28 protein-coding genes are annotated in these 26,650 nt (G+C 35.5%); 18 read left to right on the top strand and 10 right to left on the bottom strand.

Features of this window, described 5'->3' with window-relative positions:
- The first annotated feature begins 4 nt into the window (after positions 1-4).
- The gene (gene ku / locus EZ456_RS17245; RefSeq protein ID WP_131532260.1) at positions 5-775 is read left to right on the top strand and encodes a non-homologous end joining protein Ku; all 771 of its coding nucleotides are present in this window, start codon (positions 5-7) and stop codon (positions 773-775) included.
- 176 nt (positions 776-951) lie between these two features.
- On the opposite strand, the gene EZ456_RS17240 is transcribed toward ku, so the two are convergent.
- A complete protein-coding gene (locus tag EZ456_RS17240) occupies positions 952-2,070 on the bottom strand; it encodes an alpha/beta hydrolase (protein ID WP_131532259.1) in 1,119 nt (372 codons plus the stop codon).
- 140 nt (positions 2,071-2,210) lie between these two features.
- Here EZ456_RS17240 and EZ456_RS17235 point away from each other — a divergent pair, with 140 nt between their 5' ends.
- Genes EZ456_RS17235 through EZ456_RS17230 form a run of 3 tightly spaced genes read left to right on the top strand, consistent with a single transcriptional unit; the run spans position 2,211 to position 3,581 of the window.
- The gene (locus tag EZ456_RS17235) at positions 2,211-2,579 is read left to right on the top strand and encodes a SpoIIAA family protein (protein ID WP_131532257.1); all 369 of its coding nucleotides are present in this window, start codon (positions 2,211-2,213) and stop codon (positions 2,577-2,579) included.
- A 17-nt stretch (positions 2,580-2,596) separates the two neighbouring features.
- Complete coding sequence (locus EZ456_RS25140) at positions 2,597-2,749, top strand: hypothetical protein (protein WP_165501356.1); 153 nt, start codon at positions 2,597-2,599, stop codon at positions 2,747-2,749.
- A gap of 25 nt (positions 2,750-2,774) precedes the next feature.
- A complete protein-coding gene (locus tag EZ456_RS17230) occupies positions 2,775-3,581 on the top strand; it encodes a mechanosensitive ion channel family protein (protein WP_131532255.1) in 807 nt (268 codons plus the stop codon).
- A 4-nt stretch (positions 3,582-3,585) separates the two neighbouring features.
- On the opposite strand, the gene EZ456_RS17225 is transcribed toward EZ456_RS17230, so the two are convergent.
- A complete protein-coding gene (locus EZ456_RS17225) occupies positions 3,586-3,954 on the bottom strand; it encodes a response regulator transcription factor (protein WP_131532253.1) in 369 nt (122 codons plus the stop codon).
- A gap of 143 nt (positions 3,955-4,097) precedes the next feature.
- Here EZ456_RS17225 and EZ456_RS17220 point away from each other — a divergent pair, with 143 nt between their 5' ends.
- From EZ456_RS17220 to EZ456_RS17205, 4 genes are all read left to right on the top strand, one after another.
- Positions 4,098-6,311: an ATP-binding protein gene (locus tag EZ456_RS17220; RefSeq protein ID WP_131532251.1), complete on the top strand. Its 2,214-nt coding sequence runs from the start codon at positions 4,098-4,100 to the stop codon at positions 6,309-6,311.
- Position 6,312: 1 nt separating this feature from the next.
- Positions 6,313-6,732 carry a response regulator gene (locus EZ456_RS17215; protein WP_131532249.1) on the top strand — a complete coding sequence of 140 codons (420 nt, stop codon included), beginning with the start codon at positions 6,313-6,315 and terminating at the stop codon, positions 6,730-6,732.
- A gap of 198 nt (positions 6,733-6,930) precedes the next feature.
- Positions 6,931-7,515, top strand: a complete 585-nt coding sequence (locus EZ456_RS17210; RefSeq protein ID WP_131532247.1) for a biliverdin-producing heme oxygenase — start codon at positions 6,931-6,933, stop codon at positions 7,513-7,515.
- Between the two features lie 182 nt (positions 7,516-7,697).
- Positions 7,698-7,877 carry a hypothetical protein gene (locus tag EZ456_RS17205; RefSeq protein ID WP_010602585.1) on the top strand — a complete coding sequence of 60 codons (180 nt, stop codon included), beginning with the start codon at positions 7,698-7,700 and terminating at the stop codon, positions 7,875-7,877.
- 315 nt (positions 7,878-8,192) lie between these two features.
- Here the strand turns inward: EZ456_RS17205 and EZ456_RS17200 are convergent, their stop codons facing one another.
- Together EZ456_RS17200 and EZ456_RS17195 are read right to left on the bottom strand one after the other, a co-directional pair.
- Complete coding sequence (locus tag EZ456_RS17200) at positions 8,193-9,242, bottom strand: HmuY family protein (protein ID WP_131532245.1); 1,050 nt, start codon at positions 9,240-9,242, stop codon at positions 8,193-8,195.
- Between the two features lie 25 nt (positions 9,243-9,267).
- Positions 9,268-11,340: a TonB-dependent receptor plug domain-containing protein gene (locus EZ456_RS17195; protein ID WP_131532243.1), complete on the bottom strand. Its 2,073-nt coding sequence runs from the start codon at positions 11,338-11,340 to the stop codon at positions 9,268-9,270.
- A 188-nt stretch (positions 11,341-11,528) separates the two neighbouring features.
- Between EZ456_RS17195 and EZ456_RS17190 the strand changes: the two genes are divergently transcribed.
- Positions 11,529-12,464: a helix-turn-helix transcriptional regulator gene (locus tag EZ456_RS17190; RefSeq protein ID WP_131532241.1), complete on the top strand. Its 936-nt coding sequence runs from the start codon at positions 11,529-11,531 to the stop codon at positions 12,462-12,464.
- A 21-nt stretch (positions 12,465-12,485) separates the two neighbouring features.
- Here the strand turns inward: EZ456_RS17190 and EZ456_RS17185 are convergent, their stop codons facing one another.
- Positions 12,486-13,502 (bottom strand): LacI family DNA-binding transcriptional regulator, encoded by a 1,017-nt coding sequence (locus EZ456_RS17185; protein WP_131532239.1) that lies wholly within the window; start codon positions 13,500-13,502, stop codon positions 12,486-12,488.
- A 581-nt stretch (positions 13,503-14,083) separates the two neighbouring features.
- Here EZ456_RS17185 and EZ456_RS17180 point away from each other — a divergent pair.
- From EZ456_RS17180 to EZ456_RS17145, 8 genes are all read left to right on the top strand, one after another.
- A complete protein-coding gene (locus tag EZ456_RS17180; RefSeq protein WP_165501355.1) occupies positions 14,084-15,178 on the top strand; it encodes an MBL fold metallo-hydrolase in 1,095 nt (364 codons plus the stop codon).
- Positions 15,179-15,230: 52 nt separating this feature from the next.
- Complete coding sequence (locus tag EZ456_RS17175) at positions 15,231-15,593, top strand: hypothetical protein (protein WP_131532235.1); 363 nt, start codon at positions 15,231-15,233, stop codon at positions 15,591-15,593.
- A gap of 54 nt (positions 15,594-15,647) precedes the next feature.
- A complete protein-coding gene (locus EZ456_RS17170; protein ID WP_131532233.1) occupies positions 15,648-16,430 on the top strand; it encodes a PDDEXK family nuclease in 783 nt (260 codons plus the stop codon).
- Positions 16,430-17,359 (top strand): tRNA (adenosine(37)-N6)-dimethylallyltransferase MiaA, encoded by a 930-nt coding sequence (miaA, locus tag EZ456_RS17165; protein ID WP_131532231.1) that lies wholly within the window; start codon positions 16,430-16,432, stop codon positions 17,357-17,359. Before EZ456_RS17170 ends, miaA begins: the two co-directional genes overlap by 1 nt.
- A gap of 120 nt (positions 17,360-17,479) precedes the next feature.
- The gene (locus tag EZ456_RS17160; protein ID WP_131532229.1) at positions 17,480-17,980 is read left to right on the top strand and encodes a hypothetical protein; all 501 of its coding nucleotides are present in this window, start codon (positions 17,480-17,482) and stop codon (positions 17,978-17,980) included.
- 150 nt (positions 17,981-18,130) lie between these two features.
- On the top strand, positions 18,131-18,682 hold the full coding sequence (locus EZ456_RS17155) for a hypothetical protein (RefSeq protein WP_131532227.1): 552 nt from the start codon (positions 18,131-18,133) through the stop codon (positions 18,680-18,682).
- A 95-nt stretch (positions 18,683-18,777) separates the two neighbouring features.
- Positions 18,778-19,308 (top strand): DUF3347 domain-containing protein, encoded by a 531-nt coding sequence (locus EZ456_RS17150; protein WP_131532225.1) that lies wholly within the window; start codon positions 18,778-18,780, stop codon positions 19,306-19,308.
- Positions 19,309-19,441: 133 nt separating this feature from the next.
- Positions 19,442-20,731, top strand: coding sequence for a citrate synthase (locus EZ456_RS17145; RefSeq protein WP_131532223.1), 1,290 nt, complete (start codon positions 19,442-19,444; stop codon positions 20,729-20,731).
- Positions 20,732-20,948: 217 nt separating this feature from the next.
- Here EZ456_RS17145 and EZ456_RS17140 read toward each other — a convergent pair whose 3' ends face one another.
- The 5 genes from EZ456_RS17140 to EZ456_RS17120 form a co-directional block, all read right to left on the bottom strand.
- Positions 20,949-22,070 carry a DUF3667 domain-containing protein gene (locus tag EZ456_RS17140; protein ID WP_131532221.1) on the bottom strand — a complete coding sequence of 374 codons (1,122 nt, stop codon included), beginning with the start codon at positions 22,068-22,070 and terminating at the stop codon, positions 20,949-20,951.
- 14 nt (positions 22,071-22,084) lie between these two features.
- Positions 22,085-23,464 (bottom strand): nucleoside permease, encoded by a 1,380-nt coding sequence (locus EZ456_RS17135; protein WP_131532219.1) that lies wholly within the window; start codon positions 23,462-23,464, stop codon positions 22,085-22,087.
- A 183-nt stretch (positions 23,465-23,647) separates the two neighbouring features.
- Positions 23,648-24,262, bottom strand: coding sequence for a bifunctional nuclease family protein (locus EZ456_RS17130; RefSeq protein ID WP_131532217.1), 615 nt, complete (start codon positions 24,260-24,262; stop codon positions 23,648-23,650).
- 105 nt (positions 24,263-24,367) lie between these two features.
- A complete protein-coding gene (locus EZ456_RS17125) occupies positions 24,368-25,336 on the bottom strand; it encodes an electron transfer flavoprotein subunit alpha/FixB family protein (RefSeq protein WP_131532215.1) in 969 nt (322 codons plus the stop codon).
- 102 nt (positions 25,337-25,438) lie between these two features.
- The gene (locus tag EZ456_RS17120) at positions 25,439-26,176 is read right to left on the bottom strand and encodes an electron transfer flavoprotein subunit beta/FixA family protein (RefSeq protein WP_131532213.1); all 738 of its coding nucleotides are present in this window, start codon (positions 26,174-26,176) and stop codon (positions 25,439-25,441) included.
- A 129-nt stretch (positions 26,177-26,305) separates the two neighbouring features.
- On the opposite strand from EZ456_RS17120, the gene EZ456_RS17115 reads away from it, so the two are divergent.
- Positions 26,306-26,641 (top strand): tetratricopeptide repeat protein, encoded by a 336-nt coding sequence (locus tag EZ456_RS17115; protein ID WP_131532211.1) that lies wholly within the window; start codon positions 26,306-26,308, stop codon positions 26,639-26,641.
- Positions 26,642-26,650 lie beyond the last annotated feature (9 nt).

Genomic DNA, 26,650 nt, shown 5'->3' with positions numbered 1-26,650 from the left:
AGCTATGAGATCAATATGGAAAGGTTCGATTGGATTTGGTTTGGTAAATATCCCGATTAAGTTGTTTTCGGGAGTCCAGAATAGTAATCTTGATTTAGATATGCTCGATGAACGTGATCATACAAAGATTAAATTTCTAAGAGTGAATGAAAATACACATAAAGAGGTACCCTATGAGAAGATAGTTAAAGGCTATTTTTTAAAAGACAGGTACGTTGTTTTAGATAAGCACGATTTTGAAGAGGCTGCACCTGAAAAAACTAAAATTATTGAATTAGAGAATTTTGTTGATATAAGAGACATTAATCCTATCTATTACGAAACTTCTTATTATTCCGAACCTGAAAAGCAGGGTAAAAAAGCTTATGGATTATTGCTTAAGGCATTAGAGAAATCGGGTAAGGCTGGTGTAGCCAGGTTCGTATTAAGGAACACAGAAAATCTTTGTGTAATCCATCCTATGGAACATGTAATTGTGATTACTAAAATTAGGTTCGAACAGGAAATCAGAAGCTTATCAGAAATTAATAAGGTTGATGATATTACCATCACCAAAAAAGAAATGGATGTGGGTTTAGCTTTGATTAAACAATATAGTTCAAAATTCGACTTGAGTACCTTTAAAGATGATTACAGTAGTGAATTATTGAAGATTATCAAAGCAAAATCTAAAGGCAAACGGGCAACAGTTAAAAAAATGAAGCCACAAAAAGCTTCAAGCGATGATCTATATGAGCAACTGATGCAAAGTTTGGGTTCGAAGAAAGGGGCTTAGTTAGGTTTAATTTTAAGCTTAAAGCGCTTAGGGCTGTGCTATAACCAGAAATACGTTTGGGCTTGAGGCAATGTAGTAGTTGGGCAAATTCAAAAAATAATTTAACCACAGATATAAAGGATGCACACAGATATGAAAATCCGTGTTTATCTGTGTCCATCTGTGGTTAAAAATACTTATTTAAATGCGGCTTTCAATTGTGATGCTGCATAAGCCTGTGCAGCTTTTGCTTCCGGAACAATAATCGCCATACCAAAAAATTCGTGTGTTACGCCTTCATAATTTTTACGATCAACCTTTACGCCGGCAGCTTTAAGTTTATCGGCCAGCATTATACCATCATCGTGTAAAGGATCTATTTCGGCTGTAATGATGGTAGTTGGTGGAAGCCCTTTTAAATTGGCATTAATTAATGATATTTTAGGATCCTGCGCTTCAATCACTGTGGTCAGATATTTTTCTGTAAACCAGCTCATCATTGCTTTGTTTAGCGGTTTTGCTTTTTCATACATTTTATAAGATTCGGTATTCATATCTGCCTGAGCAATGGGATAAATCAAAACTTCGTGCACAGGAAGCATAATGTGTTTGTCTCTGGCCATAATAGATACGTTAGCCGCTAAATTTCCGCCAGCACTTTCACCAACAACTGCAATCTTAGCTGGATCGGCCTTTAAGGATACCGCATTTTTTACTGCCCACTCATAACCCGTAAAAGCATCGTTATGTGCAGTAGGAAACCTGTATTCTGGTGCCAGGCGGTAAGCAACAGAAACCACAATTGCACCAACCTGCTCAGCCAAAGCTTGTGCAGATGCATGATAAACATCTAAATTGGCAATAACGAAACCACCACCATGGTAATAAACAATTAGTGGATAGGGCCCGTTTCCTAATTTTGGTGTGTAGATCCGTAAATGGATTTTGCCTCCGTCAACATCAATATCTTTACCTAGGGTATCTACCTTAGCAGTTGGCAAGGTGATATTGTTTTGTTTTACCAAATCCATTACCGCATCTGTTGGTGTATGATTTTTACGTGCATCAGTAGCACTTAAAGTCTCTAAAGGCTTATCTCCATAACTACTTAATTTTTCTATTACAGCCTGCATTTCTGGCTTTATTGTTTTTCCCCATTCGGGAGCTGGCCCGGCAGGTTTTAATGCTGCCGCTAAGGTTGAGTCGGTTATGGTCGAATCTGTAACAGTAGTAGTTTTTGTTCCACCCGTACAAGCAGAAAGCCAAACCGCCACCGTACAAACAAGTGCAGCAAGTTTTAACCAATTAGTTTTCATAGGATTTATTTTATTTTATAAATATTGTTTCTATAACAGAATCTGTTAGATAAGTGTTTGCATTGCTTACAACTTTTCAGAAGTTATTTAATTAGCAAACATCTTAGTGAATTAGTGTGTTCTTAAATAAACGAATAATTATGCTAACAGAAATAACGGGACTACCAGATCATATTTTTGGTGTAAGAGCTACCGGAGAAGTGACGAGTGATGATGTAAAGACCGTTTTGTTAACCGGTTTAAAAAGAACAGCCGAGCGATTTGAGGAAATTAGGTATCTACTTGTTTTAGAAACTGATGTAAAAAATTTTACCGCTGGCGCGTGGGTACAGGATGCTAAAGCCGGCTTACAAAATTTTACTAAATGGAAAAAAATTGCTGTAGTAAGTGCCGAAAAAGGAGTGGAGTGGTTTACTGATATTTTCACAGTAGCTACTCCAGGTAAATCTAAAGGCTTTAAACCAGAAGAAATAGAAGAAGCAAAAGCCTGGCTAAACGCCGAAGATTAATTATTAAAGAACAGAACATGAAAAATTCTAAAACAGCGGCAGAAAGTAGCAAGGCTACAGCACCGAAAAATGCAAAAGCTAAAGGGGCTGATGATAAAATAACATCAGCCAAAGACGCGAAGAAAGTAAACACAACAAAAGATACTCCCGTTAAACATAAAAAACCGTAATAATTATAATAAGAATTCCTAGTTTATGAAGATTGAAGCCAGTAATATCGACCATTTTTATGATAAAGCCTACGATTGGATAATTGATAAGGGGCCATCTGTAATTTTAGGTATAGTGGTGCTAATTTTAGGACTATGGCTAATTAAATTATTGGGAAAATGGATGCAGGGTGGAATGCATCGCAAAGGTGTAAATCCATCATTGCGGCCGTTTCTAAATAGTTTAATGCTAATTACCTTAAGAATTTTATTGGTACTTACGGTAATGCAGATTATTGGAATTCAACTTACTTTTTTAACGGTATTAATTGGGGGTATCGGCGTAGCAGCAGGTTTAGCTTTATCAGGTACGCTGCAGAATTTTGCTAGTGGTGTACTCATTTTGCTTCTCAAACCTTTTGTTGTTGGCGATAATATTATAGCTCAAAGCCAGGAAGGAACTGTAACGTCTATACAGATCTTCTACACCATTGTTAAAACATTCGATAACAGAACGGTGGTTATTCCAAACGGCAAGTTATCAAACGAAGTGATTATCAATATCAGTAGAGAAGGTAGCAGAAGGTTGGATATTGAAATGAAATTTAGTTATGGTATCGATTATGAACAGATTGTACAAATTTTCAATAAAACAGTCGACGAATTTAAGGATTGTTTAAAAACACCGGAGAGAAGGATTGGTGTGTCTGCTTTAGAAGATAGTGGCTTTAAAGTAAGTTTAAATGTTTGGGTTAAAGCACATGGTTTTACGGATACTAAACTTTCTTTTTTGGAAGTACTGATGAAAAACCTAAAACTAGGCGGAATAAAATTACCTGGTATGGCTGAGTAAAAATCTATTTTCTTAGTAATGCATAAATCTTGTCCATCAATTCGTCGATGTTAAAAGGCTTGGACATAAAATCGTCCGCTTCTATTCCATCTAATGCGTAGTTGCTGGCATTATAACGGGCAGAAATCATTAAAACAGGAATATGCTGTGTAGTTGCGGTAGCCTTAAGTTCTTTTAAAAGTAACCTTCCATCAGTATCTGGGAGCATAATATCCATGATAATCACATCCGGCGTGAGTTTGTGAACATGGTTAATAAAATCAGCACCTTTGTTTAGTCCATCAACATTAAAAGCTTCGCTTTCTAAAATAAGGGTAATAACATCTAGGATTGCATAGTTATCTTCAATAACCAGAATATTTTTCTTTGCCAAAGTTGGGATGATTTTTAAAATTTAAGCAAATATATAACAAAAAATAAATCTCAAAACCGAATTTGCCAAAATAGAGCTATTCTAAAAATAGGCTTAATATTTGTTAATTCGTAAAATTAAATACGCTGCAATATTAAATTCATATGACTAAATTTTCTGTAGACCTAAGCAATTGCGATAAAGAGCCCATTCATATTCCTGGTAAAATTCAATCACATGGCTTTTTAGTAGCAGCTGATAAGAACAGTCTATCTATCACTTACATTAGTGAAAATGCAGGAGGTTTTTTAGCGGAACAAGCCAGAAGCTTATTAAACAAACAACTTTCGGTCTTAAATCATTTTATTAAACAACAAGATCTAGCGTTTAATATCGAAGACCTGCTTAAACTAGGCATTATCCGTAAAAGCTTTGATGCAATTAGTCCCCATCCGGTTGAAATTAATGGCCTTCCTTTTTATCTGATTATTTCTTCATCAATAAGCGACTGGTTATTAGAATTTGAGCCAGTAACCTTACAATTCGATATTCAAAGTTCGATAGGCCGATCCGCCTCATCTATGCTTCAGGGAAAAAGTGTTTCGGCCCTGTTAAAAGGTGCCGCGCAAGAAGTAAAAAAACTGATCAATTACGATCGGATTATGATCTATAAATTTTTAGAGGATGGTCATGGCGAAGTTGTCGCAGAAGAAAAGGAAGAGCATTTAGAGCCTTTTTTTGGATTACACTACCCAGCATCAGATATCCCTAAACAGGCTAGAGCGCTTTATAAACTAAATTTAACCAGGCTAATTGCAGATGTAAACATAGCCGATTCGCCAATTCTTACTTTTAAAGAAAATGAAGCACTTGACTTAACCAATGGTAGTTTAAGAGCGGTATCGCCCATACATATTCAATACCTAAAAAATATGGGTGTGCATTCAAGCTTTAGTATATCCCTAATTTCTCATGGCGAATTATGGGGTTTAATTGCCTGTCATAACTATAGCCCTAAGTTTATAGATTATAAAGCCAGAGAAGGCGCTAAGTTAATCGGGCAGATTCTTTCCTCAGCATTAGAATACCGCCAGGAAGAAGAAGATGCATCCGTTATTGAGCAATTTAAAAGTACCGCCAATGTTCTTTTAGAACATTTAAACCGCGATAAGTATTTAGTTGAAGCCATAACCACCCACAAAAGAACTATTTTAGATGCAACCAAAGCCTCGGGAGTGGCCATTATTTTCGAAAATGAACTTAAAACCATTGGAAATGTGCCATCAGAAGAAGAAATAAGAGAACTCTCTGAATGGTTGAAAACGACCAATGATGAATCGATATATTATACCCATCGATTGTCTGAAATCCATTCTCCAGCTAAAAAATACAAGTCAATCGCCTCTGGAATTCTTTCATGTATATTAAATAAAGAAATGGGCGAAATGATCATCTGGTTTAAGCCCGAAATCATTACTACCGTAAATTGGGCTGGAAACCCTGAAAAACCTTCAGTTCCATCAGAAAATGGCTTGCTGAACCTGTCTCCCCGTAAATCTTTCGAAATCTGGTCGGAGGTAGTCAATAATACTTCTGAAAAATGGATGGGGGAAGAAATCGCCTCAGTTTTAAGGATACGTGAAATTATTATTACTGATATCAATAAAAAGGCTAACGAAATTAGACTACTTAACGAAAAACTGCGGGCCGCTTACGAAGAATTAGATACTTTTAGCTATACCATTTCGCACGATTTAAGAACTCCATTAACCTCGATAAAAACTTATGCAGAGCTTATGCTTAAGAATAAGAGCATTGATGAAACTGGCCGAAAAATGTTAAGTAGGATTTTAACAGGCGCAGATAAAATGAATTTCTTAATTAAAGAGATCCTAAATTTAGCAAGAGTTGGCCGTTCTGAAATAAATTTTGAAACAGTTGAGATAGAATCATTGTTAAAAGAAATAAGAAGTGAAGTGTGGTCGGCCTTTAAAGCAGACCAAACCGAATTAGTTTTGGAGCAACTACCTGATATAAAAGGAGATAAAACCATGATAGCACAGGTTTTTACAAACTTGATTGGTAATGCGGTAAAATATTCTGCCATGGTGGATAGTCCTAAAATTGAGGTTTCTGGGTATATAGATGGAGGAGAAATTATCTATGCGATTAAAGATAATGGGATAGGAATTGACAACCGTTATTATGACCGGGTTTTTGAGCTTTTTAAGCGTATGGATAATGTTAAGGACATAGAAGGAACAGGAGTGGGGTTAGCAATTGTAAAAAGGGTTGTAGAAAAACACAACGGCAGGGTTTGGTTTGAAAGTAAGTTAAATGTAGGATCAACCTTTTTTGTAGCTTTTAAAAACAGATAAAATGAAAACACCAGATATATTTTATGTTGAGGATGATGTAGACTACGCATTTTTTATGCAAAGTGCTGTACAAGAGGTTAAGAATACACTTAGTTTAACTATAGTTGAAGATGGAGCAGTAGCATTACAAAAACTTCAACATTTTGCGGTAAGTAAAACCAAGCCTAAATTAATTTTGCTTGATTTGAATTTGCCGGGTCTATCAGGATTAGATCTGTTGAAATTTATACGTGATATTCCCTATCTCAAAACGATACCAGTTATCTTGTTTTCTACATCTGATAATCCTGATGATGTAAAAGCATCGATAGAATTTGGCGCCAACGCGTACCTTACCAAACCTGATGGTTACGAGAACCTGGTTAAGTGCGTACATTCGGTACACGATTTTTGGTTTAACCAACACCTTCGGTTAAATTAAACCTTGATAAACCAATATGGAGACAGGCGGTATCATAATTGTAATTCCATTCAAATTTATCACGTTGAACTTCCGATGAATCCGGACAAGTAGGAAATGTCTCGCAAGACATTTAAACAGGTTCATCGATAGGCTCAGGATGATAATTCTATATTTATGATATAGCCTCTTTTCTTTTTAATAATTAAACTTCCTTACATGATTGCCAATTTATTGAGAACTGAAACAGCCCAAAACCATAAAACATTAGAATCCTTAATGTTTGTTAATGAGATTATGAACAATTCTTTAAGCATTGATCAGTATAAAAAGCTGTTAACCATTAATTATATTATTCACCAGAAATTAGAGAATACGCTCGCGAATAAGTTAGATACCGATATAGCTGAGCAATTAGAAATGAAAGGTCGGTTAAAGCTCGCTGCTTTAGAGCAAGACTTAATTTATTGGAATATGGATAGTTTAACATTACCTGGTTTAGATTTTGAATTGTTTGTTCCAGAAAAAAATACAGCTGAAGTTTTAGGTGCGCTGTATGTATTAGAAGGCGCTACATTGGGTGGAAACGTAATTAAAAGGCATATTTTAGCCAATCCCAATTTTAAAGATCACGAAGGTGGCTTAAATTATTACGGTGTTTATGGCGATGAGTTGAGTACAAAATGGAAAATATTTGTCACTGTAATAAACCAGACCGTTGCAGAGGCAGATTATAAACGCTGTATAAATAGCGCCAACTTAACCTTCAATAACCTGATCAACTTATCTAAACAACTGAATTAAGTTATCAGATTTTAAGCTCAAAATCCAAAAAAATACCTCTATAATAGTGCTAGGGCATTTTTTTGATTGTGTAAATGTGCAAAACTTCTTTCAAATAAATATTTGCTTTCTGTTGTTAATTCAAGGTAAATATGTATTATTGAAAAAATAAATTTTTTAAACCTTAAAAACATCAATTAGCGATGGAAAAATTCTCAAAAGTTAAAGCTGCTGTTGCTGCTATTGAAGCAGATGTAGAAAAATTTTATAATGCTGGCAATGCAGCTGCTGGTACTCGTGTGCGTAAAGCAATGCAAGATCTTAAAGTTTTAGCACAAGAAATCCGTGCAGAAGTAACTGACAAGAAAAACTCTGGAAAATAATATTTCGCGAGTAAGAAACAAAAAGGGTTCTGGTATGCCGGGGCCCTTTTTGCGTTTATAATGTTTCGTATTACAATTTCTCACGCCTCCACGCCAGTCTGCGCCTCGTCACCCTGAACTTGTTTCAGGGTCTTCTTGTAGCATGATAGATGCTGACCACGGAGTAGCTACAAGGCAATTGAAAATACTATTTCTGCTTGTAAAACAAGTTCAGCATGACGCCCATAAATTATAATCCCTATAAAAAGATAAAGCTCCCCATCGCGGAGAGCCTATATCCAACTAACAAAACATATTTTTTATTGCGCGTAAGCCTTAGCTTACATTATCCCTTTTTACTAGTTTATATTCGATTACTGGTTTACCACGTTCACCACCATCACCAGAAATGTAACTGTTGAATTTCAGTTTATAATAATTACCAGTAGCATCTTTAATAATATAGCATAGATCACCTTTAACTGCACCACCTGTACCGGCTTGGCTAGGCGAAGTTCTCCAGGTTGTTCCAATTACATCTTTTACAGATAGAAAAGTAAGACCGGCCAAATCAGCCTCTGTAAATGTTGCGTAAGCATCTTTTTTAGATACCATTGCCGCACTCACACTGCCTAAGTTATTGATTGAAACAAAGTCCTGAACCCAATAAGGCGACCCTAAACCAGAGTTGAAAGTGCTATAACTCCATGAAATATCCCATGCACTTTTTGCTGGTTCGGCCTGAACAATTTTATTGTTTTCTAATGAAACAAAAACCAGATTATAATCAGCACTTTTAGGTACATCCAAAGTTTTTATTACAGTTTCATTTAGTCGGGCATATTGAATTTTGTAGCCAGAACCATTACGTGTAACTTTTATTTTAAACCACTTATCTTTATCCTTATTTCCTTCGTAACTTAATAAATAAACTTTGTTTTCAGCCTCGGTAGCACTTACTTCAGCAAAAGCTGTTTTAGTGATATTCCCATCCCAATAATCAACTAACGATACAGTGAGTGGATCCATGATATCGTGATTTAAATTAACTGATGTTCCTGGATCTGCCAATGTAACAGATGTGATATCGGTTTTAGACGTTGCCGTTGCTGTAGTTTGATATGAAGGATTAAGAACAACTCTGAATTTACTATCAGAGGTTAAACCAATATTGAAACTCTTTCTATCTGCAGAAGTTTGTTTATCAGCGCTAAAGTCTACATACACGATATTTGTATAGTTTGATTCTGCTGTTTTACCACTAAGTGTTAAAGTACTTCCATCAGAAGGAGGAGCAATAAGAACAGGTTCTTCAGTGTTCTTTTTACAGGCCATAAATGTTACCGCCAAAAAAGCGACGGCGATCATTGAGTTAAGTTTATTCATCTTGTTATAATTATGTTGTTTATTGTTAAAGTTTATTCCAGTTATAGGTTAATCCAAGAACATACGATCGACCATAGCTATATGGAACATCGCCACCTGTACTATGCGCGCCACCAGTGGCAGTTGAAGTATTGCTAAGTTGTGTTACGTTAAAGAGGTTTTTTACACCCGCATTAATGGTTAAAGATTTAAACAAGTTTTTATTCAGCATTAAGTCTGCGGTATGGAAATCGCCAATCTTTACCAGTTTTATTGAGCTGGGATCATTTTCGATTGTAAGTTTATAGCTTGGTAAGCTTCCTGTGTATTTGTAAAACAAACTAATGCTACTGTTTATTTTAGGGAACGTATAGGTTATATTCGAGTTTACTTCTGTGGCCCATGCAAATTCAGGAGTCTCCAAATCCAGATTGCTCTCTCTTAAATCATTGTATCGGCCGATATAAGATACCCCGAGAGTTGCCTGAAGATTTTTATAAATCAAGGTATTGTCTAATGTACCACCAGTTGTTTTATATTTTTCTACATTAAATAGTGAGGTTATGGTGTTATCTGTGGGAGATTGAGCAAAGTTAATCCTGTTTTTAAATAGATTATAGAAGCCGGATAGGGTAGAACGGAATTGCAGATCTTTTTCGTGTATGCCTGCCCAGGCCAACGAGCCATTAAAACTGTTCGATTCTTCAGCTCTTAAATTCGGATTGCCCAAAATATTATGACTGGCATCTACAAAATCGTAATACAACTCCCTCAAAGCAGGCGAACGAAAACCCTTAGCGTAAGCCAGACGTAGATCTAAATCTTTTGTTAAAGTAAATTTGGTATTTAATGATGGTATAACCGGAGGCGCATGATAAATAGAATTCTTGATAAACCTCAATCCAGGCCTTACATTTATTCCATCAGTAAGTTTAATCTCAGCAGAAATAAAAGCTGCGTAATCATTAATTACAGGTGATCCATTAATTCTTTGTCCGCTAGCAGCATCTCTATTGTATTCGATGCCAGGCTGAAATGAAACTGATTTATTTAACGTGTAAATTGCAGTGGCCCTAAAAATGGTCGAGTTGAATTTTGCTATGTCTTGCTCACCTTTATCTTTACTTAAAATTTCAGTATTATTTGTAAAGTTATGAATAACGGTATGGGTCGAACGTTTTAGATCAGTATAACCTCCTATAGCTGTGACTTGTAATTTATTACTTACCCTCCATTCAGACTGCAATTGTTGGGTATAACGTTTTGTCATATAGGTGGCGAGCTTTCCTTCAAAACTTGATGGATTTATTCCAAAACGCGAATCTATATCTTCATTTAAGCCATCTACACGGTACCATATATTAAAATTTTGGTTTCTATAACCTATTTTGGTGTTACCAAGCCATTGTTCTTTAGGCTTCCATTGATTTTTATAGATACTAAATTCTTCTAAAAATCCTGTTTTTGGAGCCATATTCCAACCACCAAAATCGACATGGGATGCACCTAATAACACACTCCAGCGTTTTTTCTGCCAACTAAAACTTAGATTCTGGTTGTGCTGCCCTGCGCCATTGAGTAGGTTATATTCTTTTCCCGCTGTTTCTTCCTGTACACGTGCGTTAACACTCAGTAATTGTTTTCCAGGATTTTTGGTTATGATATTAATTACGCCGGCCAGAGCATCAGTACCATACACCACAGACATCGGACCTTCTACAATTTCTATCCTTTCTATAGTATTAATGTCAATCTGATTTAAACTTTCACGGGCATCCGATCGGTCTACCATTGGCACGCCATCGAGTAGGATTTTAATATTTCTGCCAGTCATCCCCATCAAAGAAACATCAGCTGTACCTAAGGTTAAATCGTTACTAAAGCGAAAACCGAGTTCAGTATTTAAAATCTGCTGCACATTGGTTGCTGCTCTTAACTTAATCCGCTCTGCACTTATTGTTTTTACATTGTATACCGAATTCCGCAAAGTTTGCGGCCCATATTGCCCCGTAATAACTACATCTTTTAAATCATTTGCCTTTGCAGTATCAACTTTAATTTCTTGAGCCACAGTAACAAATCCACAAAGCGATAAGACAACTGATAAATATATCTTCATTTATTTAGACTAATTATAAATAATTATGCAAATTTGTAGATAATCACAAAAAACAGATAACGTTAAACGGATAATTAATACCGCCAAACGGATTAAATGAATAGGAAACCATCATGATTTTTTAAATCACTCAATGGAATGAATAAAATCATGATAGCTTCATCACCTTTAAAAAAGAATACATACAGATGAAAATTAAACTCTCAACATATCCAAAAGGAAAAATTATTTATAAGAATACCTATCCTGATAATTTTGATAGTATTAAGGATGTAAATGAGGAGGCTGTAACATTGGAAAAGGACGGTGTGAAATACCATGTAAAAGAAAAGTGGTTTAGGGGAATTCACATTGGTATTATTGAGATCGATCCGCATCAGGAAGAGAATTTTTGCTTAGAATCTTCTCAGCAACATATCGGCTTTCTATTTTGTATGAGCGGTGCGATCAATTATTGTTATAATCATGAACAGGATAATTTTTCATCATTGATTAAAAACGAGCAGGATTTTAATATAGGCAACGTTAATTCGATTAAATTTAAGGTAACAGCGAAAAGCAGATACCTTTATATACAGCTCACAGAACAGTATTTCCGAGAGGTAACTGGCGGAGAACTTATTAATTATATCAAAACTGCAATTCAAAAATCCATTAGCCCGGAAATCGGGTTGATACTGCAGCAAATTATTTACCCTAAGCACGAGGGTAGGATAAAGCGCCTATTTCTGGAAGCCAGGATATTTGAGTTAATTATCGCTTATTTTAATCAAAAACTAGAAAAACAAATACTCGTTTTAAAAAAGGAGGATGTAGAAAAAATTCTGTTGGCCAAACAATTGGTAGAGTACGATTTACAACATCCGAATTCGTTAATGGAGCTGTCGCGTAAGGTTGGTATTAATGATTATAAGCTTAAAAGAGGTTTTAAGGAATTAATTGGGCATACTGTATTTGGTTATCTCCATAAGATCAGGATGGAAAAGGCCCATTATTTTCTATCCAAGGAAAAGAAAACTGTAAACGAAGTTTCTTTTCTTGTAGGCTATAAAAACGCCCAACACTTTATCACAGCTTTTAAAAAACAGTATAATATTTTACCAGGAAGTTTAAATAAAAGCTAGAAATTCAGCGCAAACGTTTGTTTATTCTTTTACCTCGTTTACAATTAAATCAGACTCTACAATGGTATTGTAATAGGCTTGATTCTCAGAATTAGGACTATGAATAAGATCTAACAAGATATTGGCAGCCTTTTGTCCTTGTAAATATGGATATTGCTCTACTGAAGCTACAGGCGAATTATCTAAGTAGCTGATAATTGGCAGATTTGCGTAACTCACCACATCAAAATCATTAATTACATTCAGTTTTTTGAAATACTTGATCAAGAAGAGTGCTACATAATCGTTAAAGGCTACAATTGCCGTAGGTTTACGCTTATGGTTTAAAAATTGATTGGCAGCGTCGATAGTGCCTTCCTCAGTTAAATCACAGTTCACCACCAAAGATGGATCGAACTTTAAACGGTTAAAAGTAATGGCTTGCATATAACCATCTTTACGTTCTTCACTCGCATATAAAGTAGTTGGCCCATTAATCATTCCAATACTTCTATGTCCCTTTTTAAGTAGGTAGTTAACGGCCTTTATAGTAGCACTTTCTAAACTACAAGCTACGTAATGAACATTTTTAAAAGGTGGTATCCGATCAAAAAATACAACAGGGATATTGAAAGAATTCAGCTTCTCAAAATGATCAAATTTCGAAGTGTCTTTACTGATGGATACCAACAAGCCATCAACACGCTGATTCTTCATTTTTTCAACGAGTTTTACTTCCTGCTCGTAGTTATCATGCGACTGGGCAAAAATAACCGTGTAATTTTTCTTAATCGCCTCATCTTCAATTGCAGAAATGGCAATGGAGAAAAAGTGCTCAGAAAGTTCAGGTAAAATTACACCAATAGTATAAGTCTTTCCCTTCTGAAAAAGGATTGCAGCATTGTTAGGCTCATAGTTTAGAGACTTTGCCAACTGTTTAATTTTCTCTCTCGTTACGGCTCCAATACTGGGATGATCGTGCAATCCCCTGGAAACACTAGAGGGAGAAATGTTTAAAATTCTGGCTATTTCTTTGATTGTGGTTGGTTTCGATTGCATTCTAAGTGCTAAACTACATTAAATTTCTTCAATATGTAATATTACAAAATTAATCAAACGTTTGCGTTGTTTTTTTCTTTCATTTCTTTTCTTCCACCTGTAAATATCGATACATTCGGGGAAGTAAAACCATACATTATTCTAAAAATTAATAATAGGAAATTTATAAGTAGAAAACAATTTTGGATCGTTTAAAACGAATTTCGACATTAAAAATGAGTTGTAATGATAAAGAAACACCCCAATGATTAACAAAAAATGCCCCTCAATTGAGGGGTGTTTAAAAGAAAAAACGAGAAGTGTTCGTACCACTCCTCGTTAAACGGGTTATTTTCCTGCTAACAGGAAACAATAAGTTATCTAAGCTATATGTTTAACCCATTTCAAAGGTATAAAATTTACGCATTTTTAATAACGTAATTCGTTAAACAAGTTATTCCTAGCTATTGTTGTAATGCCTCAAAATTTGAGGCATTTTTTGTTAAATAATGAGGTGGAGGGAAGTAATCCATACGTCATATATATAGCTGAAGCTATTTTTATAAAAGCATATTCATACTTTGGTTTTATTTTTAATTGAAATGATAGCTGTATATATTGTACTCTTTTTGGTTGTAATGTTTTTTATTATTACCAATATTCCGGTTTTTGGCCGTTTACCAAAAGATTTAAGGCTGGAGAAAATCCATCAATTGCCCAATTACAAGGATGGTGCATTACAAAACCAATCGATAACACCCATGCAACCAGAAGGTGTTAGCTTTCTTAAGGTTTTAAACGCATTTCTTTTCGAAAAACATCCTAATAAGGCTCCAGATAAAGCACTTCCTTTTATTGCACCTAACTTAAACGGAAAGCCTAAAAGCGATGCTCCTGAAATTATCTGGTTTGGCCATTCATCTTACCTGATCAAAGTAGAAGGTTTAAGAATTCTGGTTGATCCTATTTTCAGCAAAACTCCTTCTCCATTTTCATTTATCGGGAGTAAGGCCTTTTTGGGTACGGATGTAGTAAAAGCAGAAGAGTTTAAAAATATCGATATCCTGATCATTACACACGATCATTATGATCACCTGGATTATAATAGTATCTTAAAGATTGCACTACAAGTTAAAACGATTGTTACTTCGCTTGGCGTGGGGGAACATTTAGAAAAATGGGGAATTAAAGCCGATAAGATAAATGAGTTGCGCTGGAATGAATCGCTAACGTTGTTTAATAGCTTAGTTTTAACTGCTGTTCCGGCGAGGCATTTTACCGGAAGGAAATTTAAAAGAAATCAAACCCTTTGGTCGGCATTCGTACTGAGCACTGCCAAATATAAACTCTTTTTGGGAGGCGATTCTGGCTACGATACACACTTCGCCAAAATAGGTGAGGAGTTTGGCCCTTTCGATTTAGCCCTGCTCGAATGTGGGCAATATAATGCCTATTGGCCATATATCCACATGTTTCCGGAAGAAACAGTGCAGGCTGCAATCGATTTAAAAGCAAAAGTTTTAATGCCAGTACATTGGGGTAAATTTAGCTTAGCCATGCATCCATGGAACGAGCCCATTAAAAGAGTCGTTCTAGCTGCTGCAGCAAAACAGCTTCCTTTGGTTACGCCGAAATTAGGGGAAACAATAATTATAACTGAATATCTGCCTACCGAAAACTGGTGGCTGGAAGAATAAAAACTAAACAATAATTGTACTATGGTGTTTAATTCTAAAATCAAATACAATTATGAAAACTGATCTTGTAGAAATTTTTCAAACCATTAGGGCCGGAATACAACCGTATGCTACACGTGGTTACACCGTACATGAAAACTCCGAAACAGGATACGATTTGTATAGTGAAAAAAATATTGAGCTAAGCGGAGAAAAAATAACTGAACGCTTTTTTACTGGTGTTTACATTAATGGGAGCGAAGTAGAAGTTAAAATAAATACAACCGAATTTTCTACAACGAATCAGAACTTAAGCCACTTCGGAGAAAATACCGCAGGTTTAAAAATTACTGAATTGGATGATCCTAAATTAAAGGAAGTAGAAACCCTCGTAGAAATTATCCATACTAACTTTAAAGAAAAAGAATGGATTTAACAATCTGATGGTTAAATTTGCAGCAGATAATTTTTCTGCATAATCTTCTACTGATTGAATAATTTAACCTCTGATTTTAACTGGCATCATCAATTAAGTTTGGCACTTGCTAATAATAAAATTGAGTGCCTTTTTTTTATAGAAGATAAATTTCGGTTATTACGAATTCATCATCAATTATTAATTCATCTGGTAAGTTTAAACCATAAATTTACCCCACAAGATTTCATTGGGTTGCAAGAAAGATATTACCAAGAAGGTATTAAACTCATTCACCTTTGGGAAGACCTATGGCAATCAAAACCAGATCAGGTTTTAGCGAGAATAAAATCTCTGCTTGGCAAAAATATCCGTATTCACGGTAGAAAAACCAAAGTATTCAAAATTACTAAACCAGTTTCTGATTCTTTTTTAATTGAAAATCACTTGCAGGGATCAGTAAGTAGCCGCTATAAAATTGGTTTAGTTGAAAAAGATGAACTCGTGGCCGTTGCTACTTTTTCGGCACTTCGCAAAATGAATCATACCGAAAATTATAAATCGGCAGAATTGATCAGGTTTGCCGTTAAAGCTGGTTATTCTATTACCGGAGGGCTAAGTAAGCTGATTGCTTTTTTCGCTGAAACGTATAAACCTAATGACCTGATGACCTACGCAGATCGCGATTGGTCTGCAGGAGAGGCTTATATCAAATTAGGTTTTAAGCAAACAGCAATTTTGGAACCTCAAATATATGTTCTGGATGAAAACCTAAATCGTCAGCTTAAAAAAGACCATCAGGTTTTGTCAAAGGAAGTGTTTAACACAGGAAGTTTAAAGTTTATTCTCAAATTTTAATGAATAGGCACAATCTCATCATCATTTTAGGTGCAACGGCATCGGGTAAAACGAAACTTGCCGTAAAGGTTGCTGATGCGCTAAATGGAGAAATTATTAGTGCCGATAGCCGTCAGATATTTAAACGGATGGATATTGGTACAGGAAAAGATTTGCAAGAATATCAGATTAACGGCAAAACAATCCCTTATCATTTAATCGATATTTTAGCGCCGGGCGCACGTTATCACGTAGATGCCTTTAAAAACGATTTCTACAAGGCCTTTGAATCTATAATAGAAAAAAACAAAATACCCATCCTTTGTGGCGGAACAGGAATGTACATTCACAGCCTTTTGCAAAATCAAACTTTTACTGCGATTCCTGTAAATCAACAACTAAGAGATCAATTCAATTTATTATCGAAAGAAGAATTGATTTCAAAATTGCAAAGTGATAAAAACCAAAATATTGATCATGTTGATCTATCCTCAAAAAAGAGATTAATCCGTGCATTAGAGATAGCAGAATATTTGAAACATAATACGCTGGAAGCTATAGCGCGGCCTGAAATTAAACCCATTATTTTTGGATTAAAGAATGAAGTGGAAATAACACGTGCAAAAATCCTGGCAAGATTGGATCAAAGATTCAAAGCAGGCTTAATCGAGGAGGTAGCTCAATTGCTTAAAGAAGGCATTAGTAAAGAAATATTGGTTTTCTACGGACTAGAATATAAATTCATCGTAAACTACCTGGATGGATTATTAACTTTTGAAGAATTAAAGCTAAGACTTGGCATTGCCATTTGCCAATATGCCAAACGACAAAATACTTTTTTTAGAAAAATGGAAAAGGACAATGTGGAGATCATTTGGCTAGATGCTTCAGCGGATACAAACTTACTACAACAGCTGATTATTGAAAAAGTTTCAATTAGCGAAAATTAACTTTTATTAGTCATTTTAACGTTGGAATAAGGTCTAAATTGCTTCAAAAAAGCCCTTTTGGCACAACCTTTGTGTTTGTTGGAACATATTAGTTTAACTCAAAAATAATAATAACCTTAAATGAAAACAATTACTAAAATTATTGCTACTTCAGCAGCTGTCGTGGCTTTATTCTTTACTACAAATGCTAACGCGCAATCTAGAAACTTAGGCATAGGATTAAATGTAGGTGCTGGAACAACAACTGGATATGGCTTAGTAGTAGGTGGAGACATTAGATATCAATTTAACGTTGATAAACAATTATCTATTCCTGTTACAGCAGGTTATAATAACTTCTCAATAAAAGACTCTTACGGAGGTGGAAGTTTTGGAATTATCCCAGTTAAGGTTGGTGCAAAATATTTCTTTAATGATTCAGGAGCAGGCGCTTATGGTTTAGCTGAGCTTGGTGCTGGTTTTGGCACAAATAAGGGTTCAGGTACTTCATTTGTTTACTCTCCAGCAATTGGTTATGCATGGAGTAATGGTTTAGATTTAGCTGCTAAATATGAAGGTTACTCAAACAATGGCAGTATTGGTTTCGCTGGTATTCGTTTAGCTTACGGATTTAGCTTGTAAACTTAATCACAGATCATATCGAAAGCCCCGACTAAAGTCGGGGCTTTTTTATTTCACAACATTCTGAAAAAAATGAAAATTTTAAAATCCACATTAGATATTTTAACGTATATAAACTAAACCCTTAATTAATAACTTAAAATATCTAAAATGAAAACAGTTACTAAACTTTTTGCAACGACATTAACGGCCCTTGCAATTTTAACCACATCAAACCTAAAAGCACAAACCATGGATTCTACGGAACCAATGACAGCCGGAAGTGGTATGGCTTTTAAAATCGGTGTAGGTGTAAATGGTGGATTATTTCCAGACAAGTCTGAAATGGATTACGGTTACGGTGCAGATGTAAAACTTCAGTATGATTTAAGCCCATTCGTAGCAGTAACAGCTTCTGGTGGCTATACCCGTTTAAAATGGAAAGGTAGCCCGCTTAAATTCGAATTTATTCCTTTATTAGGTGGTGTTAGGGTATTCCCGATTGAAAGAATGTACCTGGCTACTGAACTTGGTTCAGGTTTAGCTATAAAAGATGGTGCCAACATGAACTTTATCTATACCGGAGGTTTAGGTTATGAATGGAAAAATGGTCTTGATCTTGGTGTGAAATACGAAGGTTATGTAAACAATAGCGCTTCTGATCTTTACTTCATGAAAACCGGGCAATTTAATCTGAGACTAGCTTACAATTTCAAATTATAATTAAAACATCATATAATTTAAAGTCCCGATGAAAATCGGGACTTTTTTATTTATTTACCATTTTAATTGCTATTTTGAACCCAAAACCAAATACAATGAAAAGAATATTCGGAATAGCAATACTTACCGCTTTAATGGCCTGTAACCAGGCAGAAAAAAAATCTGCTGAAACTAACGACTCCACCAAAACGGATGCTGCATCGGTTAAAAATGAGATTTCGATAAAAGACGAAAAGAAGCTGGCCATATTTACACAATATGTAGATTTAAAAAATGCGCTGGTAAAATCTGATGCTGTAAGTGCACAAAAATCTGCTGCTGTATTAAAAAATAGTTTAGCCGCCTACGAAGGTTGCGAACCCACTGCTGATATTGCCGGGAAAATTGCTGCAAGCAATAATCTGGTTTCGCAGCGAAAAGATTTTACTGTTTTAAGTGCTGATCTAATTGCTTTACTTAAAAATGCAGAAATAGAAAAAGGTACAATCTATGTTCAACATTGTCCAATGGCGAATAAAGGAAATGGAGGAGATTGGTTATCAAGCGAAAAGGAAATTAAAAATCCTTATTACGGTAACGAAATGTTAGAATGTGGTAGGGTTGCCGAAGAGATTAAAGCAAAATAAGGTTCCAAATCTGGTTTTATTAAGCATGATTGTTACGTCATTTTGACTAATTATTCATATTAATTTAACAGATTTGTTATGCATGTATATTAATTTTATATAATTTAGAAAGCTATAAACACAATACAATAATATGTCAGATATTGCAGAGATAAAAGTTGATGGTAAGACAGTAGAATTGCCAGTAATTACAGGAACAGAAGATGAAAAGGCCATTGATATTTCGAAATTAAGAGATTTAACTGGCTTCGTAACTTTAGATACTGGTTTTAAAAATACTGGTTCTACAAAAAGTAAAATCACTTTTTTAGATGGTGAAAAAGGCATTTTAAAATATAGGGGATATTCAATTGAAGAGCTTGCCGCAAAATCGAGTTTTCTGGAAGTGATTTATCTGATTATTTATGGTAATCTTCCAACACAAAAAGAATTAGAAGATCTACAGGCCGATATTAGCAAGCATACATTGATTCATGAGGACATGAAGAAATTCTTTGATGGTTATCCATCAAGGTCTCATCCAATGGGTCAATTGGGATCTCTGATTTTCTCGTTGTCTACATTCTATCCAGAGTGTTTAAAACCTAATCAAACGGCAGAAGAACAAGATTTAACTATCATTAAACTTTTGGCTAAATTCCCAACCATTGTTTCTTTCGTTTATAAAAAATCATTAGGTCATCCACTTATTTATCCAAAAAATAAATACGATTATGTAACCAATTTCCTTTGGATGACATTCGGGCAACGTACAGAAGATTATGATGTAAATCCAATCGTTGTTAATGCCATGAATAAATTGCTTATTCTGCATGCAGATCACGAGCAAAACTGTTCAGCATCGACAGTTCGTATAGTAGGTTCGTCTGATTGTAATTTATATGCTTCAATTGCTGCTGGTATTGCCGCACTTTGGGGGCCACTACATGGTGGTGCTAACCAGGCTGTGATCGATATGCTTGAATTAATTAAAGCTGATGGTGGTGATACAGAGAAGTGGATTAATAAAGCAAAAGATAAAAACGATCCATTCCGGATGATGGGCTTTGGACACAGGGTTTACAAAAACTTCGATCCAAGAGCTAAAATCATTAAAAAAGCATGTGATGATATCTTAGAAAACTTAGGTATTGATGATCCGATTTTAGAAATTGCTAAAAAATTAGAAGAAGCAGCTTTAACCGATCAATACTTCATCGATCGTAAGTTATATCCAAACGTAGATTTTTATTCAGGTATTATTTACCGCGCATTAGGCTTCCCATCTGAAATGTTTACCGTTTTATTTGCGCTAGGCCGCTTACCAGGATGGATTGCACAGTGGAAAGAAATGCATGAGAATAAAGAACCGATAGGTCGTCCACGTCAGATTTATGTTGGCGAAACAGATAGAGAGTTTGTTGAGCTTAAAGACAGAAAATAATTTCGTTAAGTATAAAAAAACCACTCGATAGTATCGAGTGGTTTTTTTATGAGTTCTATTTTTTATTAAATTCTGTCATTGTAGCGATGCTCCCCGTGTACCGTCATTTCGAGCGGAGTGCAACGAAGTCGAGAAATCTGTCTCGAGAACACTTCTGATTAGATCTCTCTCCCGACTTAATGTCGGGACTGCGCTTCAGTCGAGATGACGTAACGTATTAAGTAGCTACGTAATAAATCAAATTGATCATTGCCATTTCCGATAACTTGAAGGCCACAGCATAAAGAATCAAAATCCAGAAGATTTTAAATATGGTGCTCCAGGTTTTGCGCTGATAAAAAATGGTAAGGGCCTTAAACATGTACCAGAACAAAAATACCGTAACACCCACTTTAATAATACTACTTACCACAGAGTCTTCACCGAAAACATGTTTCATGATGGGTTGGGTAAAAATGGAGATGATAAAATAAACCATCATTCCATGAATGGTAAAAATCAGGTGATCTAAATAGTAAATGTGGTTTTTCCTGAAATTGAGCATAATAAACCAGGCCAGTAAAGGCATTAACAAAAAGTATTGCTTTGGTCGGTTATGTTCTAAGGTTTCCTGAATTACTTCTGATTTTTCTCCGATCGAAATCGCCCTCTTTTTTTTCCATTTCTTATACCAGCCATCTTGTTCAGAAAGAGGTAGCTTTTTCTGTCTGGATAGATAAGCAGCATAAGTGCTATCGTTCCTTTCGATATGGATATCATTATATTCGTCAATGATATCAGTAAGCGAATCAGATTTTAACTTCGCATTTTCTGCGTTTAATCTGTTCAATTCCTTTCCCTGATCGGCAAATCCAAGATTAATAAATTCTTTTTTCTGAATTGCTTTATTAATCGATTTTGTAGCTTTATTTGCAATGTCTTTAGATATCCCAGTCAGCTTTAGCGCTTTATTCACACTATCCGTAACATTTTGATCCTTTTTCTTTTCAATACTGATATGGCCATAATCAGAATCCTTTTCTACATGTTTTGGTGAATACACGACCAAAAAATATACGATGGATACAAAGATGTACATACTCACCGGATTGATGTACCTGGCTCTTTTACCAGCTAGATAATCGAGCGTAACCTGACCAGGTTTTGTTAAAAGAGGAGAGAGGGTTTGAAAGAACTTATTGTCGAAATGAAAATAATGTGCTACGCTATGGCTGATAAAGCCCCAAAAACTTTCTTTTAATTCTAAATTAGGTTGACCACAGTCGCTACAATAATGTTTCTCAACGTGGGCACCGCAGTTTAAGCAATTGTGTTCTTTTCTATACTTACCAGCTGACATGGGATAAATCGAAATTATAAATGGTTAATGGCTTCTACTTCTGCTCGGGTATGTTTGTGTTTAAATATGATTACAAATACTATTGAAATAACTAAAACATAGATGGTAAACGATAGCCAGATATTATGCCAGTCTTTTACATCTAATGCCCTGCTTAAATTTCCATTTTCCAATACACTGATTCCTTTGTTTTTCAAAAATTGAAGCAGATGTTTATTGTCTGCTTCGCTCTTTACATATTTAGATAGCGAATCAATACTGCTATAATAAGTAGTAAAATATTTATTGATCATCCAGCCAGATACTAAACTTCCAAAAACAGCTCCAAAACCATTTGTCATCATCATAAACAGTCCTTGGGCAGATGAACGTGTTTTAGGTGTTGTTGAAGTTTCTACGAACAGTGATCCCGAAATATTAAAGAAATCGAAGGCCATACCGTATACAATACAAGAGGCAATGATCATCCATAAATTGGTGGATGGATCACCAAAGGCAAATAAACCAAAACGTAATACCCATGCGAACATGGCGATTGCAATTACCCATTTAATACCAAATCTTTTCAAAAAGAACGGAATGGCAAGAATGAACAATGTTTCAGATATTTGAGAGATGGACAAAATGATGGTAGAATACTTGATCACAAAAGATTCCGCAAAAACAGGGAACAGCTTAAATTCATCTAAAAAAACATCTCCATAAGCATTTGTTAACTGTAAAGCAGCGCCCAAAAACATAGAAAAAATGAAGAACAGTGCCATTTTATAATCAGCAAAAAGCTTAAATGACTCTAGCCCCAGCTTTTGTGCAAATGTTTTTTTCTCGCTAATTAAATTCAGAGGTTTACATGCCGGGAGTGTAAAAGAATATACCCCTAATAATAATGCACTTACACCTGCAATGTAAAATTGATTTGCACTTGCCTTATTCCCGGTTAAATTGGTAAGCCACATGGCAGCAATAAAACCAACGGTTCCCCAAACACGGATGGGTGGAAAGTTTTTTACAACATCGAAGTTGCCGTTTTTTAAGGTTGTGTAGCTGATTGAGTTACTTAATGCTATGGTTGGCATATAAAAACACATGGCCACCAGCATTACCCAAAAGAAACTATGCGGACTTTCTACCTGAGGCAGATAAAACATAGTGGCTGCATAAAGAATATGCAAAATGGCATAGAGCTTTTCTGCATTGATCCATTTATCGGCTATGATTCCAGTTATGGTTGGCATAAATAGCGAAGCAATGCCCATTGTAGAAAAAATTATCCCAAAATCTGCGCCATCCCATTGTTTGGTCCCGAACCAATAATTTGCAATCGTAATTAACCAGGCAGCCCATACAAAGAATTGCATGAAACTCATTATAGTTAAGCGAAACTTAACATTCATAATAATAGTTTAGTTTGATTATTGAAAGTAAAAGCTGAATATAGAACTATTTTGAATCATAATCCAAAATGCACCCAAATTATTTTAAACAATTTGGGTCATCTTAGAATTTAGCTTTTTATTTAGGGATTTTCAGGAAAAATCTGAAGAAATTTTGATTGGATGAACATTTTTAAAGAAAAATTAAGATGTTCCCCGTTTGTTTAGTTCGTCTCTTAACCTCGCAGCTTTTTCGTAAGCTTCTTCGGCTATGGCTTCCTGTAATTTTTGCTGAAGTTCTTCCAAAGTTAGATCACCAAAGCCTTGTTGGGTAGTTGATGTTGGCACACTATCTGCTTCTGGCTCCTTTGCAATTGAATCCATATTTTCCAGAAAAAGAAAATCGTTTCCTTCAATTACGATTCCGGCAGAGGCCAGTATAAATTCGTAGGTATAAATCATCGCATTAAAGCGAACGGCTAAAGCAATTGCATCAGATGTTCTGGCATCAACCTCGTGCGTATTTTTACCATCGCTACAGATCAGCTTAGCATAAAAAACACCATCAACCAAGTTGTAAATAATAATTTCCTGAATATTGATATGAAAAGTATCAGCCATTGATTTGAATAAATCATGTGTTAATGGCCTACTAGGAGTCATTTTCTCAATTTCTATAGCAATGGCCTGCGCTTCAAATGCACCAATAATAATCGGTAAGCGACGGCGTCCATTTACTTCTCCTAAAACAAGGGCATAAGCACCAGATTGAGTCTGGCTGTAAGATAAACCTACAATATCTAATTTAACTTTTTTCATATTTGTTTTCCAAACCTCGCAGGTTTAATTCGGGTGATAAGTTTTTTTTCGGTCTCATTAAAGGCTATCGCCATTTTAAAACCTGCGAGGTTTAAAGGTTTATTTTTATGCTTTATGTGCTTTTAATGCTTCAATTAATTTTGGTACAACCTCAAAAGCATCGCCAACAATACCATAATCGGCTACTTTAAAGAAAGGAGCTTCCGGATCTTTATTGATTACTACAATCACTTTTGAAGAACTAACACCTGCTAAATGCTGGATAGCGCCAGAAATACCGATAGCAATATAAAGGTTAGGACTAATGGCAATACCAGTTTGACCAACGTGTTCTGAGTGTGGTCTCCAGTCTGCATCCGATACTGGTTTAGAACATGCTGTAGCTGCGCCCAATAAACCAGCTAATTCTTCGATCATTCCCCAATTTTCTGGTCCTTTTAAACCTCTACCAGCCGAAACTACCAATTCTGCATCAGGTAATGACACTTTATCTGTTGCCCTAACAATCTCTTTAATAACAGTTCCTAAATCTGATTGTTTAACATCAGCGGTAAAAACTTCTATTGCTGCATCTGTAGCATTTTCTTTAACACCGAAAGCATTTGGATTTAAGGCAATTACTTTATTGGCCGATGTTAATTCGGTAATCGCGAATGCTTTACCTGAAAAAGCGGTTTTCTTAACCGAAAATTTACCATCAGTGCTCGGTAATTCTACTGCACCGTCAGCTAAACCTGCTTTAAGTTTTACTGCAATACGCGGTGCCAAACCTTTACCAGAGAAAGAGTTAGATAAAACTATAATATCGGCACCATCTTTTTCTGCTGCTGCAGCAATAACGCTTGCATAGGCTTGGTTTACAAATGTTTTTAGTTGATCGGTACTTACATTTAATACTTTTGATGCACCGTATTTACCTAATTCCTTTAATTCGCTGTCGGCTACATCGCCTATAGAAATTGCGATTAAATTAGTTGATTGTTGATCGGCAATGGCTTTGGCATAAGATACGGCTTCAAACACCGATTTCTTAAATTTTCCCTCAGCTTGTTCTACATATACTAATACTGACATATATTTACCCCTAAATCCCCTAAAGGGAAATTTTATTTTATAATGAAATTAATTCTATTTATTATCTCTTTCTTATTAGACAACTGAAAATTGCCAACTGTTCTATATTACTTTAGCTTCGCTATGTAACAAGCTGATTAACTGTTCTGTTTGATCGGCAGGAATTAACTTTACCGTTCCACGAGGAGCAGGGGTTTCGTATTTGGTTACTTTGGTTACTTCTTCAATTGCAACAGCATCTATCACAACCAATGGTTTTGTTCTGGCACTCATGATACCACGCATATTCGGAATTTTAGGTTCTGCTACACCTTCGGCACAACTTGCGATAAACTTACCCGAAACAGTTAGAACTTCTTTACCACCTTCAATTTCTCGTTCTATCGTTGCAGTATCTCCGTCAAGATCTAATTTTTTGATAATCGATACAGATGGGATATCTAAAAATTCGCCAACCATAGCAGCAATCTGATTACCATTGTAATCGATAGATTCGCGACCAGTTAAAATAATATTGAAATCTTTATCTTTTGCATATTCTGCAATCTGTTTTGCCACGAAATAGGCATCTCTCGGTGCCGCATTAACCCTAACTGCATCATCTGCACCAATTGCTAGCGCTTTTCTAATAGTTGGGTCGTTGCTCGCTTCGCCAACATTAATCACTGTAACTGTTCCTTTACCGCCTTCAGTTAACTCAATTGCCCGTGATAAGGCGATTTCATCGTATGGATTAACAATATATTGCACACCTGACGTATTGAATTCGGTATTATCATTGGTAAAAGTTATTTTTGTCGTTGTGTCTGGCACATTACTGATACAAACTAATATTTTCATATGTTAATAGTGGTTTTTATTGCTATGACATTATCAAGCCGAAATTTTTAGCTCATGATAATTTCATATGTTATGTGTTTATTATATAAGGTCTTTCTGCAAATTTAATTAAAAAAGCAAGGAAATAAAATGTCATCAACCCGTTTAATCAAGTTATTAGAATTTTTAGAAAGCGATCCTAACGATCCTTTTATACTATATGCCTTAGCCACAGAGTATAACGCACAAAATGATAAGGAAAAGGCTTATTCTTTTTACCTTCAGTTAACGGATAAACACCCCGATTATGTTGGCACTTATTACCATTTGGGTAAATTACTCGAAAAAGACGATCAAAAAGACAAGGCTATAGCCATTTATCAGAAGGGTATGCAAGTGGCACGCAACAAAAGAGACATGCATGCTTTTTCTGAATTACAGGGTGCATATAATACAGCGGCTGGATTAGATTATGAAGACGATTAACCCCCAACC

Origin of the sequence: Pedobacter psychrodurus (assembly GCF_004331735.1) — a bacterium.
GTDB lineage: Bacteria > Bacteroidota > Bacteroidia > Sphingobacteriales > Sphingobacteriaceae > Pedobacter > Pedobacter psychrodurus.
Note: the sequence above shows the minus strand (reverse complement) of the source record. Positions and strands in the feature narration are given on the sequence as shown.